This is a genomic window from Bacillus sp. GM2 (assembly GCF_056155945.1).
The window spans coordinates 947,706-963,248 of the sequence record NZ_JBRKSZ010000008.1 but is presented as its reverse complement, the minus strand read 5'-3'; the positions used below and the strand labels follow the sequence as shown (position 1 = coordinate 963,248).

The window sequence follows — 15,543 nt, the reverse complement described above, 5'->3', positions numbered from 1 at the left end:
CGACGACATTTTTCAGGAGCTAAAGGAAGCGCTTAAAAATGAGGGCCATAACATCTTTTTAACCGGACTATGATGGCTGATTCGGTTTTTTCCGGTAGACAAACGACTTTCTGAAAAGGTGCTGCAAACTTTTTTTCGCCTCTTCATATGACAATTCAGCTGCAGGTTTTCTTGCGATGATAATGTAGTCATTTTCTTGTTTTAATAGATCCCGCTCTTCCTGGATGACCTGGCGAATCAGCCGCTTTACCCGGTTGCGCACGACTGCGTTTCCGATTTTCTTGCTGACCGACAGTCCCACCCGAAACTCTTTCGCCTCAGGCTGGTGAAGCACATATAAAACATATTGCCGGTTTGCCATCGATTTGCCTTTTTTAAATACTTTTTGAAAATCTTCATTTTTCTTTAATCGATTTCGCTTTTTCATATCTTCTTTCACTCCGATAACAAGCTGGCAAATGGGCCTGGTCATTCCTCTATGTAAAAAAGACCACTGACATTATTCAGTGGCCTAAGCTGATAATACTTTTCTTCCTTTGCGGCGACGACGTGCTAATACAAGACGTCCATTTTTAGAACTCATACGGCTGCGAAAGCCATGAACTTTGCTGCGCTTACGGTTATTTGGTTGAAATGTTCTTTTCATGTATGACACCTCCCTCGAGGAATAGCTGTTAAAGACAGTCTAATTTATTATATTGGGATGAGCAGTTCATTGTCAACTTCGCTCACACATTTCTTTTTTGCACCATAATAGGATAACACATATCAATTTTCTTCGAAAGCCTAATTTCATTTTTCCTCAATTTTAGCTTAAAAGATTTTTTTGGAAGCGGGAAAATGGGAAGAGCGGAGCGAAAAAAAGCCAATGTGGATATCTTTCGCCTCGTTTTTTCTATCCACAATCATTATCGACAACATTTTCACAAAACTAACCGTTGTGGACAATATTTCTTCAACAGTTTGTATAGTGTGTGGATAAGTTCCTCGCAACCATTGCAACCACTCGCTTATTCTGATATTATATTTGTGTTTTAACTCTTGATAACAAATTGGCTGCCAATCCATTATCCACAAACTGTGGATAAGTTGTGGAAAGTTTTTTCACAGGGTGTGCAGAAATTTGTCCACATCTTGTGAAGAATGTCGAAAAGACGTTTTTCTACTATATTATATGTTTTCAACATTTCATTAACGAATGGACTCATCCATTTGCTCTTTTTTTGTGTTCTATAACAGGTTGGACAAGCAAATATTGCTGGTAAAGGAGGGACGAACCGCCATTATGAAAAACATATCGGATCTTTGGAATCAAGCTTTGGGGCAGATCGAAAAAAAATTGAGCAAGCCCAGCTTTGAAACATGGATGAAATCGACAAAGGCCCATTCATTGCAGGGCGATACGCTGATCATCACCGCACCGAACGAGTTCGCCAGAGACTGGCTTGAATCAAGATACCTGCACCTGATCGCCGATACGATCTACGATCTGACAGGAGAAGAATTGAGCATTAAATTTGTCATTCCTCAGAATCAAAATGAAGAAGATTTTATGCCTAAGTCTCCAATCAAAAAAATGTCGAAAGAAGAACCGGCTGATTTTCCGCAAAACATGCTGAATCCCAAATATACATTCGATACGTTCGTTATCGGTTCAGGAAACCGATTCGCCCATGCGGCGTCTTTGGCAGTGGCTGAAGCCCCGGCGAAAGCTTACAATCCGCTGTTTATTTATGGGGGAGTCGGACTTGGAAAGACTCACTTAATGCATGCGATCGGGCACTATGTCATCGATCACAATCCATCTGCAAAAGTGGTTTATTTGTCATCTGAGAAATTTACAAATGAATTCATTAACTCGATCCGTGACAATAAAGCTGTCGATTTTCGCAACCGCTATCGAAATGTTGACGTTCTTTTGATAGATGATATTCAATTTTTAGCCGGAAAAGAACAGACGCAAGAGGAATTTTTCCATACGTTTAATACGCTGCATGAAGAAACAAAGCAGATCGTCATTTCCAGCGACCGGCCTCCAAAAGAGATCCCAACGCTTGAAGACCGTTTGCGCTCCCGTTTTGAATGGGGATTGATCACAGACATCACGCCTCCTGATCTGGAAACAAGAATTGCGATTTTAAGAAAGAAAGCAAAAGCAGAAGGACTTGATATCCCGAATGAAGTCATGCTTTATATTGCCAATCAGATCGACAGCAATATCAGGGAGCTGGAAGGGGCATTAATCAGGGTTGTCGCATATTCTTCCCTGATCAATAAAGACATCAACGCCGATCTGGCTGCTGAAGCTTTGAAAGATATCATTCCGTCTTCAAAGCCGAAAGTCATTACGATCAAAGACATCCAAAGAATCGTCGGCCAGCAGTTTAATATTAAGCTGGAGGATTTCAAGGCGAAGAAACGGACAAAATCGGTGGCTTTTCCGCGGCAGATCGCTATGTATCTATCAAGAGAAATGACAGATTCTTCTCTTCCAAAGATCGGCGAAGAATTTGGCGGACGCGACCACACGACGGTCATCCATGCCCACGAAAAAATATCAAAACTGCTGAGCAATGATGAACAGCTCCAGCAGCATATTAAAGAAATTAAAGAGCAGCTGAGATAAATGGTGAGCGGGAAAGTGTGAATAACTTGAACATAGCCTTACACAGTCTGTCCACATGTGGATAGGCTGTGTTTCCGTTCGTTTTTAGCACTTATCCACAAATCCACAGCCCCTACTAGTACTTCTGCTATTTTTATAAAACATAATAATTAATAGATTCCCGCAAGGAGGATGATTATGAAGTTTACAATTCAAAAAGACCGCCTAGTCGAAGGTGTCCAAGATGTGTTAAAAGCCGTTTCTTCAAGAACGACGATTCCGATCTTAACCGGTATTAAAATTGTGGCCTCTGATGAAGGTGTCTCTCTGACAGGCAGCGATTCCGATATTTCGATTGAATCGTTTATCCCGAAAGAAGACGGCGATTTAGAGATCGTGACAATTGAACAGCCCGGCAGCATTGTGCTTCAAGCGCGTTTTTTCAGTGAAATTGTCAAAAAGCTGCCGATGTCAACGGTGGAAATCGAGGTTCAAAATCAATACTTAACGATTATCCGCTCCGGCAAAGCAGAGTTTAACTTAAACGGTTTAGATGCGAGCGAATATCCGCTTTTGCCGCAAATTGAAGAGCATCACGCTTTTCAAATTCCGACCGATCTGCTAAAAAACCTGATCCGCCAAACCGTTTTTGCAGTGTCCACCTCAGAAACACGCCCAATCTTGACAGGTGTAAACTGGAATGTCGCGGGCGGTGAATTAATATGCACTGCGACGGATAGTCACCGTCTGGCGCTAAGAAAAGCTAAGCTCGACATTCACGAAGACAGTTCTTACAATGTCGTCATCCCAGGAAAAAGCTTAACCGAGCTGAGCAAGATCCTTGATGACCACCAGGAGCTTGTCGATATTGTAATTACCGAAACACAAGTGTTGTTTAAAACAAAAAACGTGCTGTTTTTCTCCAGACTGCTTGACGGAAACTACCCGGATACAAACCGTCTGATTCCTCAGGAAAGCAAAACGAACCTGATCGTCAATACAAAGGAATTTCTTCAGGCGATTGACAGGGCTTCGCTCTTGGCGAGAGAAGGACGAAACAACGTGGTGAAACTTTCCGCAGCCGCCAATGAGTCGATCGAAATTTCTTCAAACTCTCCGGAAATCGGAAAGGTTGTCGAAACGGTGAATGCCGAGCAGATTGAAGGGGAAGACTTAAAGATATCCTTTAGTCCGAAATATATGCTGGATGCCCTTAAAGTTCTTGAAGGAGAGGACATTCACGTGAGTTTCACGGGCGCTATGAGGCCTTTTCTGATCCGTACGCCGAATGACGATTCGATCGTCCAATTAATTCTTCCTGTCCGGACGTATTAATTTGTTGGAATAGAAAGTTGCCGGCTGGTCCGGCAGCTTCTCTTATTTTTTCGGGAGAAAAGCGCTCTCGCCCTGCCTTGGTTGTTCATACCGCAAGTTTCCCCTTTCCTTCTTTCCCTGTTTTTTAGTACAATTAGATATTAGTGATATTGAAAGAGGTCGATATAATGACAAAGACGGTGGCTATTGATACAGAGATGATTACCCTCGGCCAGTTTTTGAAATTGGCGGATGTCATTCAGTCCGGAGGAATGGCAAAATGGTTTTTATCGGAATATGAAGTACTCGTCAATGACGAGCCGGATAACCGCCGCGGACGAAAACTGTATGTCGGAGATGTGGTGACGATTGAAGGATTCGGTTCATTTCAAGTCGTCGGCTAAAAGCAGGTGGTATTGATTGTATATCCAAAATCTAACATTATCGTCTTACCGTAATTATGAACGCCTTGACCTTCAATTTGAGAACAAAGTGAACGTGATTATCGGAGAGAACGCTCAAGGAAAAACGAATTTGATGGAAGCGATCTATGTGCTTGCGATGGCCAAATCCCATCGGACGTCAAATGATAAAGAACTCATACGATGGGATGAAGACTATGCTAAAATAGAAGGCAGGGTCATTAAAAAAAACGGTTCTGTTCCCATTCAGCTCGTGATTTCCAAAAAAGGAAAAAAAGGTAAAGTCAATCATATTGAACAGCAGAAGCTGAGCCAGTATGTCGGGGCTGTCAACACGATTATGTTCGCGCCGGAGGATTTAAACCTTGTAAAAGGAAGTCCTCAGGTCAGAAGAAGGTTTCTCGATATGGAAATCGGCCAAGTATCACCTGTCTATCTTCATGACCTTTCTCTTTACCAAAAAATCCTTTCACAACGGAATCATTTCCTGAAACAGCTTCAAACGAGAAAGCAAACCGATCAAACGATGCTTGACGTGCTGACGGAACAGCTTACGGAATTCGCAGCAAAGGTTGTTATGAAACGGCTTCAGTTTGTCGATCAGCTTGAAAAATGGGCTCAGCCCATTCATTCCGGAATTTCAAGAGGTCTGGAAGAGCTGACGCTAAAGTATCATACGTCTCTTCACGTATCAGATTCGCCCGATTTGTCGAAAATGATCAATAGTTATCAAGAAACGTTTTCTAAATTAAGAGATAAAGAAATAGAACGGGGGGTATCTCTGTCAGGTCCCCACAGGGATGATGTTCTCTTCTATGTCAATGGCCGTGATGTGCAGACTTACGGGTCGCAGGGCCAGCAGCGAACGACTGCATTGTCGCTTAAATTGGCTGAAATCGATTTGATTCAGGAAGAGATAGGAGAATATCCGATTCTGCTTTTGGATGATGTTTTATCAGAGCTGGACGACTATCGGCAGTCTCACTTGCTCCACACCATTCAAGGCCGTGTTCAAACATTCGTAACAACGACAAGCGTTGATGGAATTGATCATAAAACCTTAAACGAAGCGGAAATCTTTCGAGTTGAAAATGGCACGCTATCGGACTGAGAAAATGGGGTGAGGGATTGTATATCCACTTAGGTGACGATTTTGTCGTCTCAACGCGTGAAATTGTGGCTATTTTTGATTACAAGGCAAAGACATCGCCGATTGTTGAAGAGTTTTTAAACAAGCAAAAACAGCTGATTGTCTCTTCTAACAGCACGCCGAAGTCAATTGTTGTCACATTACAATCGATTTATTTTTCTCCTTTAGCCTCAGGCACGTTGAAAAAACGGGCGCAATCCAAGCCGGAAATCGATTCATAAAAGAATCTTAACTATAAATTTATTATGTTTGAAGAAAAGTGTAGGTGAATGTGCGTGGCAATGGAACAGCAAAATAATTACGATGAAAATCAGATACAGGTTCTAGAGGGATTGGAAGCCGTTCGGAAAAGACCCGGAATGTACATCGGGTCGACAAGCGGCAAAGGTCTGCACCATTTAGTATGGGAAATTGTTGATAACAGCATCGATGAAGCATTGGCCGGTTACTGCACTGAAATCAATGTCGAAATTGAAAAAGACAACAGCATCACTGTAAAAGACAACGGACGGGGGATTCCGGTCGGTATTCAGGAGAAAATGGGCCGTCCCGCTGTGGAAGTCATCATGACCGTTCTGCACGCCGGAGGAAAGTTTGACGGAAGCGGATATAAAGTTTCAGGTGGTTTGCACGGCGTCGGTGCTTCTGTTGTTAACGCCCTGTCAACAGAGCTTGATGTAACGGTTTACAGAGACGGAAAAGTCCATTACCAGGAATATGAACGGGGCGTTCCAAAAGCTGATTTGAAAGTCATCGGCGATACGGATGTGACAGGAACGACCACTCACTTCAAGCCTGATCCGGAAATATTCACGGAAACGACTGAATACGACTATGATACGCTTGCCACTCGTGTCCGAGAACTCGCTTTTTTGACAAAAGGCGTCAAAATCACGATCGAAGACAAGCGTGAAGGAAAAGAACGCAAGAATGAGTACTGCTATGAGGGCGGAATTAAAAGCTATGTTGAACACTTGAACCGCTCACGAGAAGTCATTCACGAGGAGCCGGTCTACATTGAAGGGTCCAAAGACGGCATTACGGTCGAGGTCGCTCTTCAATACAATGACAGCTACACGAGCAACATCTATTCATTCGCCAACAACATCCATACGTATGAAGGCGGAACGCATGAAGCAGGCTTTAAAACAGGCTTGACGCGGGTCATCAATGATTACGCGAGAAGGAACGGCGTATTCAAAGAAAACGACCCGAATTTAAGCGGGGAAGATGTCCGGGAAGGTTTGACAGCGATTATTTCAATCAAGCACCCGGATCCTCAATTTGAAGGGCAGACGAAAACAAAGCTTGGCAACTCAGAAGCGCGTACGATAACAGATGCGCTATTTTCAGAAGCGCTCGAAAAGTTTCTGCTTGAAAACCCGGATTCAGCGAAAAAAATCGTTGAAAAAGGGGTTATGGCCGCCAGAGCACGAATGGCTGCAAAGAAAGCACGCGAATTGACGCGCAGAAAAAGCGCCCTTGAAGTGTCGAATCTGCCGGGAAAACTGGCTGACTGTTCTTCTAAAGACCCGACGATTTCCGAACTTTACATCGTTGAGGGCGACTCTGCGGGCGGATCGGCAAAACAGGGCCGCGATCGTCATTTCCAAGCCATTTTGCCTTTGAGAGGGAAAATCTTGAACGTCGAAAAAGCACGCCTGGACAAAATTTTGTCCAACAATGAGGTTCGTTCTATGATCACCGCGCTTGGCACCGGAATTGGGGAAGATTTCAATCTTGAAAAAGCCCGCTACCACAAAGTCGTGATTATGACGGATGCCGACGTCGACGGTGCCCACATCCGAACGTTGCTGCTGACCTTTTTCTACCGCTACATGAGGCAGATCATCGAACAAGGATATGTCTACATCGCTCAGCCGCCGCTTTACAAAATACAGCAGGGGAAACGCGTTGAGTATGCGTACAATGACCAGCAGCTCGAAGAAATTTTAAAAGAGCTTCCGCAAAATCCGAAGCCAGGCCTGCAGCGCTATAAAGGTTTGGGTGAGATGAATGCGACACAGCTTTGGGAAACGACGATGGATCCTGAAACGAGGACATTGCTTCAAGTAACGCTCAAAGATGCGATCGATGCGGATGAAACCTTTGAAATGCTGATGGGCGACAAGGTTGAGCCGCGCCGCAACTTTATCGAAGAGAATGCCCGATATGTGAAGAATTTGGATATTTAATGATTGTAAGACCTTATTTTCGCTTAATTGAAATAAGGTCTTTTCTAGAATGAGCCTTTGGCGCTCTAGTCATTTGATGTGTATAAAATCAAGATTATTGATATAATGGAGAATAGCCTAATTCGTTGAAGAGTATAAATACAAATCTACTCCCACACAACTCATGTAGATTCTCCAGGGAGGTTTTTTAATGAGTGAACAACATAAGCCCCAAGTTCAGGAAGTCAATATCAGTCAGGAAATGCGCACATCTTTTTTAGATTACGCAATGAGTGTTATTGTTTCCCGCGCTCTTCCGGACGTAAGAGACGGTCTGAAGCCGGTGCACAGAAGAATATTGTATGCGATGAACGACCTTGGGATGACAAGTGATAAGCCGTATAAAAAATCCGCGCGTATCGTCGGCGAAGTTATCGGTAAGTATCACCCGCATGGTGATTCTGCTGTTTACGAAGCCATGGTCAGAATGGCGCAGGATTTTAACTATCGGTACATGCTCGTTCAAGGCCACGGAAACTTCGGTTCTGTCGACGGCGACTCGGCTGCGGCCATGCGTTACACAGAAGCGAGAATGTCTAAAATATCTATGGAAATTCTGCGCGACATCAATAAAGACACAATCGATTACCAGGACAACTATGACGGATCGGAAAAAGAGCCGGTTGTCATGCCCGCGAGATTTCCGAACCTGCTTGTCAACGGAGCGGCCGGTATTGCTGTAGGTATGGCCACGAACATTCCGCCGCATCAGCTCGGTGAAGTCATTGACGGGGTCTTGGCGGTCAGCAAGAACCCTGATATTACGCTGCCGGAATTGATGGAAATCATTCCTGGACCTGATTTCCCTACAGCAGGGCTGATCTTGGGAAGAAGCGGCATCCGGAAAGCCTATGAAACAGGCCGGGGATCCATTACGCTTCGAGCCAAAGCTCAAATCGAAGAAACATCTTCCGGCAAACCGGTAATCATTATTACGGAAATACCGTACCAGGTGAATAAAGCTAGGCTGATCGAAAAAATCGCCGATCTAGTGCGCGATAAGAAAATCGACGGCATTACGGATCTCCGCGATGAATCAGACCGAAACGGAATGCGCATCGTCATTGAACTGAGAAGGGACGCAAACGCTAATGTACTGTTAAATAACTTGTACAAGCAGACCGCTCTTCAAACATCATTCGGCATTAATCTTTTGGCGCTCGTTGACGGACAACCGAAAGTATTGAGCCTGAAGCAGTGTCTGGAGCATTATCTTGACCATCAAAAAGTCGTGATCAGAAGGCGTACGGCATTCGAGCTTCGCAAAGCGGAAGCGCGGGCCCATATTCTTGAGGGCTTGAGAGTGGCGCTTGATCATCTTGATGAAGTTATTTCCCTAATTAGAAATTCGCAAACGGCTGAAATCGCAAAAAACGGATTGATTGAGAAGTTTTCTTTGACCGAAAAACAGGCCCAAGCGATTTTGGACATGCGTCTTCAGCGTTTAACAGGACTGGAACGCGAAAAAATCGAAGAGGAATATCAAGGTCTTGTTGAGTTGATTGCCGAGTTAAAAGCAATCTTAGCAGACGAAGAAAAGGTTCTTGAAATCATTCGGGAAGAGCTCACGGAAGTTAAAGAGCGCTTTAATGATGAGCGCCGTACAGAAATCGTGACATCAGGCCTTGAGACGATTGAGGACGAAGATCTCATCACGCGCGAGAATATCGTTGTGACTTTAACCCATAACGGATATATCAAACGTCTGCCTTCTTCCACTTACCGCAGCCAAAAACGGGGCGGGAAAGGCATTCAGGGCATGGGGACAAATGAAGACGACTTCGTTGAACACCTGATTTCAACATCCACCCATGACACCATTCTCTTCTTCTCAAATAAAGGGAAGGTTTACCGTGCGAAAGGATATGAGATCCCTGAATTCGGACGGACAGCAAAGGGAATTCCGATTATTAACCTGCTTGAAGTGGAAAAAGGAGAATGGATCAACGCGATTATCCCGGTAAGCGAATTTGATGACGAGTCTTATTTGTTCTTCACGACAAAACACGGAATATCAAAACGCACGTCGCTTTCCCAATTCGCGAATATCCGCAATAACGGATTGATCGCCTTAAGCCTTCGCGATGAGGATGAATTGATGGCCGTCCGCCTGACGGACGGAAATAAACAAATTATTATCGGTACGAAGAACGGTCTGCTGATCCGTTTCCCTGAAACAGATGTAAGGCAAATGGGAAGAACAGCAGCCGGTGTTAAAGGCATCACTCTGACAGATGACGATGTTGTCGTCGGCATGGAGATTTTGGAAGAGGATTATCATGTGCTAATCGTAACTGAAAAAGGCTACGGAAAACTGACGCCGGCTTCAGAATACAGGGTTCAAAGCCGTGGAGGAAAAGGGCTGAAAACCTGCAAAATCACAGAAAATAACGGATCTCTTGTGACAGTGAAAGCAACAACAGGAGAAGAAGATTTAATGATCATCACAGCCAGCGGCGTGATCATTCGGATGGATATTAAAGATATTTCCACGACCGGCCGCGTCACTCAGGGCGTGCGTCTTATCCGCTTAGGTGAACAAGAGCATGTCGCGACTGTCGCTTTAGTTGAAAAAGATGAAGAGAATGATACAGAAGAACAGGATCAGGAAGCAGATGAATCATAAAAACATGCAGCCATTTGGCTGCATGTTTTTCTATTCAAACTTTCAAATATTATCTTTTCATTAGAAAGATCATGTGCTATAATTTCTTTTGATCGCTTATAAAAGCAACAACAAAAAATTTTTCAAAAAAAGTATTGACCGCTTGTCTCATAAATGTTATATTTAAGTGGTCGCTTTGAGAGCGGCAACGAAGTTCTTTGAAAACTAAACAAGACAAAACGTACCTGTTAATTCATTAAATAAATCGCACACATGTTGTGCGTAGTCATTATCAAACTTCATGGAGAGTTTGATCCTGGCTCAGGACGAACGCTGGCGGCGTGCCTAATACATGCAAGTCGAGCGGACCGACGGGAGCTTGCTCCCTTAGGTCAGCGGCGGACGGGTGAGTAACACGTGGGTAACCTGCCTGTAAGACTGGGATAACTCCGGGAAACCGGGGCTAATACCGGATGCTTGATTGAACCGCATGGTTCAATTATAAAAGGTGGCTTTTAGCTACCACTTACAGATGGACCCGCGGCGCATTAGCTAGTTGGTGAGGTAACGGCTCACCAAGGCGACGATGCGTAGCCGACCTGAGAGGGTGATCGGCCACACTGGGACTGAGACACGGCCCAGACTCCTACGGGAGGCAGCAGTAGGGAATCTTCCGCAATGGACGAAAGTCTGACGGAGCAACGCCGCGTGAGTGATGAAGGTTTTCGGATCGTAAAACTCTGTTGTTAGGGAAGAACAAGTACCGTTCGAATAGGGCGGTACCTTGACGGTACCTAACCAGAAAGCCACGGCTAACTACGTGCCAGCAGCCGCGGTAATACGTAGGTGGCAAGCGTTGTCCGGAATTATTGGGCGTAAAGCGCGCGCAGGCGGTTTCTTAAGTCTGATGTGAAAGCCCCCGGCTCAACCGGGGAGGGTCATTGGAAACTGGGGAACTTGAGTGCAGAAGAGGAGAGTGGAATTCCACGTGTAGCGGTGAAATGCGTAGAGATGTGGAGGAACACCAGTGGCGAAGGCGACTCTCTGGTCTGTAACTGACGCTGAGGCGCGAAAGCGTGGGGAGCGAACAGGATTAGATACCCTGGTAGTCCACGCCGTAAACGATGAGTGCTAAGTGTTAGAGGGTTTCCGCCCTTTAGTGCTGCAGCAAACGCATTAAGCACTCCGCCTGGGGAGTACGGTCGCAAGACTGAAACTCAAAGGAATTGACGGGGGCCCGCACAAGCGGTGGAGCATGTGGTTTAATTCGAAGCAACGCGAAGAACCTTACCAGGTCTTGACATCCTCTGACAACCCTAGAGATAGGGCTTCCCCTTCGGGGGCAGAGTGACAGGTGGTGCATGGTTGTCGTCAGCTCGTGTCGTGAGATGTTGGGTTAAGTCCCGCAACGAGCGCAACCCTTGATCTTAGTTGCCAGCATTCAGTTGGGCACTCTAAGGTGACTGCCGGTGACAAACCGGAGGAAGGTGGGGATGACGTCAAATCATCATGCCCCTTATGACCTGGGCTACACACGTGCTACAATGGGCAGAACAAAGGGCAGCGAAGCCGCGAGGCTAAGCCAATCCCACAAATCTGTTCTCAGTTCGGATCGCAGTCTGCAACTCGACTGCGTGAAGCTGGAATCGCTAGTAATCGCGGATCAGCATGCCGCGGTGAATACGTTCCCGGGCCTTGTACACACCGCCCGTCACACCACGAGAGTTTGTAACACCCGAAGTCGGTGAGGTAACCTTTTGGAGCCAGCCGCCGAAGGTGGGACAGATGATTGGGGTGAAGTCGTAACAAGGTAGCCGTATCGGAAGGTGCGGCTGGATCACCTCCTTTCTAAGGATATTATACGGAATATAAGACCTTGCGGTCTTATAGACAGGTGCGTTTGGATCTTGTTTAGTTTTGAAGGAACTTCCTTCAAATGAATCAAAAGATGGGCCTGTAGCTCAGCTGGTTAGAGCGCACGCCTGATAAGCGTGAGGTCGGTGGTTCGAGTCCACTCAGGCCCACCATCTTTATATACGGGGCCTTAGCTCAGCTGGGAGAGCGCCTGCTTTGCACGCAGGAGGTCAGCGGTTCGATCCCGCTAGGCTCCACCAACGTGTTCTTTGAAAACTAGATAACAGTAGACATCACATTCAATTAGTAATGCAAGATATCACGTAGTGATTCTTTTTAACGGTTAAGTTAGAAAGGGCGCACGGTGGATGCCTTGGCACTAGGAGCCGATGAAGGACGGGACGAACACCGATATGCTTCGGGGAGCTGTAAGCAAGCTTTGATCCGGAGATTTCCGAATGGGGAAACCCACTGCTCGTAATGGAGCAGTATCCGTATCTGAATTCATAGGATATGAGAAGGCAGACCCGGGGAACTGAAACATCTAAGTACCCGGAGGAAGAGAAAGCAAATGCGATTCCCTGAGTAGCGGCGAGCGAAACGGGAACAGCCCAAACCAAGAGGCAAGCCTCTTGGGGTTGTAGGACACTCTGTACGGAGTTACAAAAGAACGAGGTAGATGAAGAGGTCTGGAAAGGCCCGCCATAGGAGGTAACAGCCCTGTAGTCAAAACTTCGTTCTCTCCTGAGTGGATCCTGAGTACGGCGGAACACGTGAAATTCCGTCGGAATCCGGGAGGACCATCTCCCAAGGCTAAATACTCCCTAGTGACCGATAGTGAACCAGTACCGTGAGGGAAAGGTGAAAAGCACCCCGGAAGGGGAGTGAAAGAGATCCTGAAACCGTGTGCCTACAAGTAGTCAGAGCCCGTTAACGGGTGATGGCGTGCCTTTTGTAGAATGAACCGGCGAGTTACGATCCCGTGCAAGGTTAAGTTTGAAAAGACGGAGCCGCAGCGAAAGCGAGTCTGAATAGGGCGCATGAGTACGTGGTCGTAGACCCGAAACCAGGTGATCTACCCATGTCCAGGGTGAAGTTCAGGTAACACTGAATGGAGGCCCGAACCCACGCACGTTGAAAAGTGCGGGGATGAGGTGTGGGTAGGGGTGAAATGCCAATCGAACCTGGAGATAGCTGGTTCTCTCCGAAATAGCTTTAGGGCTAGCCTCAAGGTAAGAGTCTTGGAGGTAGAGCACTGATTGGACTAGGGGCCCCTACCGGGTTACCGAATTCAGTCAAACTCCGAATGCCAAAGACTTATCCTTGGGAGTCAGACTGCGAGTGATAAGATCCGTAGTCGAAAGGGAAACAGCCCAGACCGCCAGCTAAGGTCCCAAAGTATACGTTAAGTGGAAAAGGATGTGGAGTTGCTTAGACAACCAGGATGTTGGCTTAGAAGCAGCCACCATTTAAAGAGTGCGTAATAGCTCACTGGTCGAGTGACTCTGCGCCGAAAATGTACCGGGGCTAAACGTATCACCGAAGCTGCGGACTGTTCTTACGAACAGTGGTAGGAGAGCGTTCTAAGGGCTGTGAAGCGAGACCGGAAGGACTCGTGGAGCGCTTAGAAGTGAGAATGCCGGTATGAGTAGCGAAAGAGGGGTGAGAATCCCCTCCACCGAATGCCTAAGGTTTCCTGAGGAAGGCTCGTCCGCTCAGGGTTAGTCGGGACCTAAGCCGAGGCCGAAAGGCGTAGGCGATGGACAACAGGTTGATATTCCTGTACCACCTCCTCACCATTTGAGCAATGGGGGGACGCAGGAGGATAGGGTAAGCGCGGTATTGGATATCCGCGTCCAAGCAGTTAGGCTGGGAAATAGGCAAATCCGTTTCCCATAAGGCTGAGCTGTGATGGCGAGCGAAATATAGTAGCGAAGTTCCTGATTCCACACTGCCAAGAAAAGCCTCTAGCGAGGTGAGAGGTGCCCGTACCGCAAACCGACACAGGTAGGCGAGGAGAGAATCCTAAGGTGATCGAGAGAACTCTCGTTAAGGAACTCGGCAAAATGACCCCGTAACTTCGGGAGAAGGGGTGCTCTGTTAGGGTGCAAGCCCGAGAGAGCCGCAGTGAATAGGCCCAGGCGACTGTTTAGCAAAAACACAGGTCTCTGCGAAGCCGTAAGGCGAAGTATAGGGGCTGACGCCTGCCCGGTGCTGGAAGGTTAAGAGGAGCGCTTAGCGTAAGCGAAGGTGCGAATTGAAGCCCCAGTAAACGGCGGCCGTAACTATAACGGTCCTAAGGTAGCGAAATTCCTTGTCGGGTAAGTTCCGACCCGCACGAAAGGCGCAACGATCTGGGCACTGTCTCAACGAGAGACTCGGTGAAATTATAGTACCTGTGAAGATGCAGGTTACCCGCGACAGGACGGAAAGACCCCGTGGAGCTTTACTGCAGCCTGATATTGAATGTTGGTACAGCTTGTACAGGATAGGTAGGAGCCTTGGAAACCGGAGCGCCAGCTTCGGTGGAGGCATCGGTGGGATACTACCCTGGCTGTATTGACCTTCTAACCCGCTGCCCTTATCGGGCAGGGAGACAGTGTCAGGTGGGCAGTTTGACTGGGGCGGTCGCCTCCTAAAAGGTAACGGAGGCGCCCAAAGGTTCCCTCAGAATGGTTGGAAATCATTCGCAGAGTGTAAAGGCACAAGGGAGCTTGACTGCGAGACCTACAAGTCGAGCAGGGACGAAAGTCGGGCTTAGTGATCCGGTGGTTCCGCATGGAAGGGCCATCGCTCAACGGATAAAAGCTACCCCGGGGATAACAGGCTTATCTCCCCCAAGAGTCCACATCGACGGGGAGGTTTGGCACCTCGATGTCGGCTCATCGCATCCTGGGGCTGTAGTCGGTCCCAAGGGTTGGGCTGTTCGCCCATTAAAGCGGTACGCGAGCTGGGTTCAGAACGTCGTGAGACAGTTCGGTCCCTATCCGTCGCGGGCGCAGGAAATTTGAGAGGAGCTGTCCTTAGTACGAGAGGACCGGGATGGACGCACCGCTGGTGTACCAGTTGTTCTGCCAAGGGCATCGCTGGGTAGCTATGTGCGGACGGGATAAGTGCTGAAAGCATCTAAGCATGAAGCCCCCCTCAAGATGAGATTTCCCATTCCGCAAGGAAGTAAGATCCCTGAAAGATGATCAGGTTGATAGGTCTGAGGTGGAAGTGTGGCGACACATGGAGCTGACAGATACTAATCGATCGAGGACTTAACCTAAATGTTTGTGAATCGTCTGACCGTTATCTAGTTTTGAGAGAACACCTCTCAACAGCCAAAGGCAAGGAAACTCGGCTAAAAGCCCTCA

The 15,543-nt window shown here is 46.9% G+C and carries 9 protein-coding genes, 2 tRNA genes and 2 rRNA genes; 11 read left to right on the top strand and 2 right to left on the bottom strand.

What is annotated here, in order from left to right:
• Positions 1-67: 67 nt before the first annotated feature.
• Both rnpA and rpmH read right to left on the bottom strand, forming a co-directional pair.
• Positions 68-427 carry a ribonuclease P protein component gene (rnpA, locus tag ACVC9U_RS19595; RefSeq protein ID WP_075751853.1) on the bottom strand — a complete coding sequence of 120 codons (360 nt, stop codon included), beginning with the start codon at positions 425-427 and terminating at the stop codon, positions 68-70.
• A gap of 84 nt (positions 428-511) precedes the next feature.
• Positions 512-646: a 50S ribosomal protein L34 gene (rpmH, locus tag ACVC9U_RS19590; RefSeq protein ID WP_003178075.1), complete on the bottom strand. Its 135-nt coding sequence runs from the start codon at positions 644-646 to the stop codon at positions 512-514.
• Between the two features lie 639 nt (positions 647-1,285).
• Between rpmH and dnaA the strand changes: the two genes are divergently transcribed.
• The 11 genes from dnaA (at position 1,286) to ACVC9U_RS19535 (ending at position 15,455) form a co-directional block, all read left to right on the top strand.
• On the top strand, positions 1,286-2,626 hold the full coding sequence (dnaA, locus tag ACVC9U_RS19585; protein WP_075751815.1) for a chromosomal replication initiator protein DnaA: 1,341 nt from the start codon (positions 1,286-1,288) through the stop codon (positions 2,624-2,626).
• A 177-nt stretch (positions 2,627-2,803) separates the two neighbouring features.
• Complete coding sequence (dnaN, locus tag ACVC9U_RS19580) at positions 2,804-3,940, top strand: DNA polymerase III subunit beta (protein WP_441391403.1); 1,137 nt, start codon at positions 2,804-2,806, stop codon at positions 3,938-3,940.
• Between the two features lie 167 nt (positions 3,941-4,107).
• Positions 4,108-4,323, top strand: coding sequence for a S4 domain-containing protein YaaA (gene yaaA / locus ACVC9U_RS19575; RefSeq protein WP_003178084.1), 216 nt, complete (start codon positions 4,108-4,110; stop codon positions 4,321-4,323).
• Between the two features lie 16 nt (positions 4,324-4,339).
• Positions 4,340-5,452, top strand: a complete 1,113-nt coding sequence (gene recF, locus ACVC9U_RS19570; protein WP_003178089.1) for a DNA replication/repair protein RecF — start codon at positions 4,340-4,342, stop codon at positions 5,450-5,452.
• Positions 5,453-5,469: 17 nt separating this feature from the next.
• On the top strand, positions 5,470-5,712 hold the full coding sequence (gene remB, locus ACVC9U_RS19565; RefSeq protein ID WP_020449765.1) for an extracellular matrix regulator RemB: 243 nt from the start codon (positions 5,470-5,472) through the stop codon (positions 5,710-5,712).
• Positions 5,713-5,772: 60 nt separating this feature from the next.
• Positions 5,773-7,686 carry a DNA topoisomerase (ATP-hydrolyzing) subunit B gene (gyrB, locus tag ACVC9U_RS19560; protein ID WP_075751817.1) on the top strand — a complete coding sequence of 638 codons (1,914 nt, stop codon included), beginning with the start codon at positions 5,773-5,775 and terminating at the stop codon, positions 7,684-7,686.
• A 190-nt stretch (positions 7,687-7,876) separates the two neighbouring features.
• Positions 7,877-10,351 carry a DNA gyrase subunit A gene (gene gyrA / locus ACVC9U_RS19555; RefSeq protein WP_441391402.1) on the top strand — a complete coding sequence of 825 codons (2,475 nt, stop codon included), beginning with the start codon at positions 7,877-7,879 and terminating at the stop codon, positions 10,349-10,351.
• A gap of 277 nt (positions 10,352-10,628) precedes the next feature.
• A 16S ribosomal RNA gene (locus ACVC9U_RS19550) occupies positions 10,629-12,178 on the top strand.
• 102 nt (positions 12,179-12,280) lie between these two features.
• A tRNA-Ile gene (locus ACVC9U_RS19545) sits at positions 12,281-12,357 on the top strand.
• A gap of 11 nt (positions 12,358-12,368) precedes the next feature.
• A tRNA-Ala gene (locus ACVC9U_RS19540) sits at positions 12,369-12,444 on the top strand.
• An 81-nt stretch (positions 12,445-12,525) separates the two neighbouring features.
• A 23S ribosomal RNA gene (locus tag ACVC9U_RS19535) occupies positions 12,526-15,455 on the top strand.
• The 16S and 23S rRNA genes sit together here with 2 tRNA genes alongside, the layout of an rRNA operon.
• Positions 15,456-15,543 lie beyond the last annotated feature (88 nt).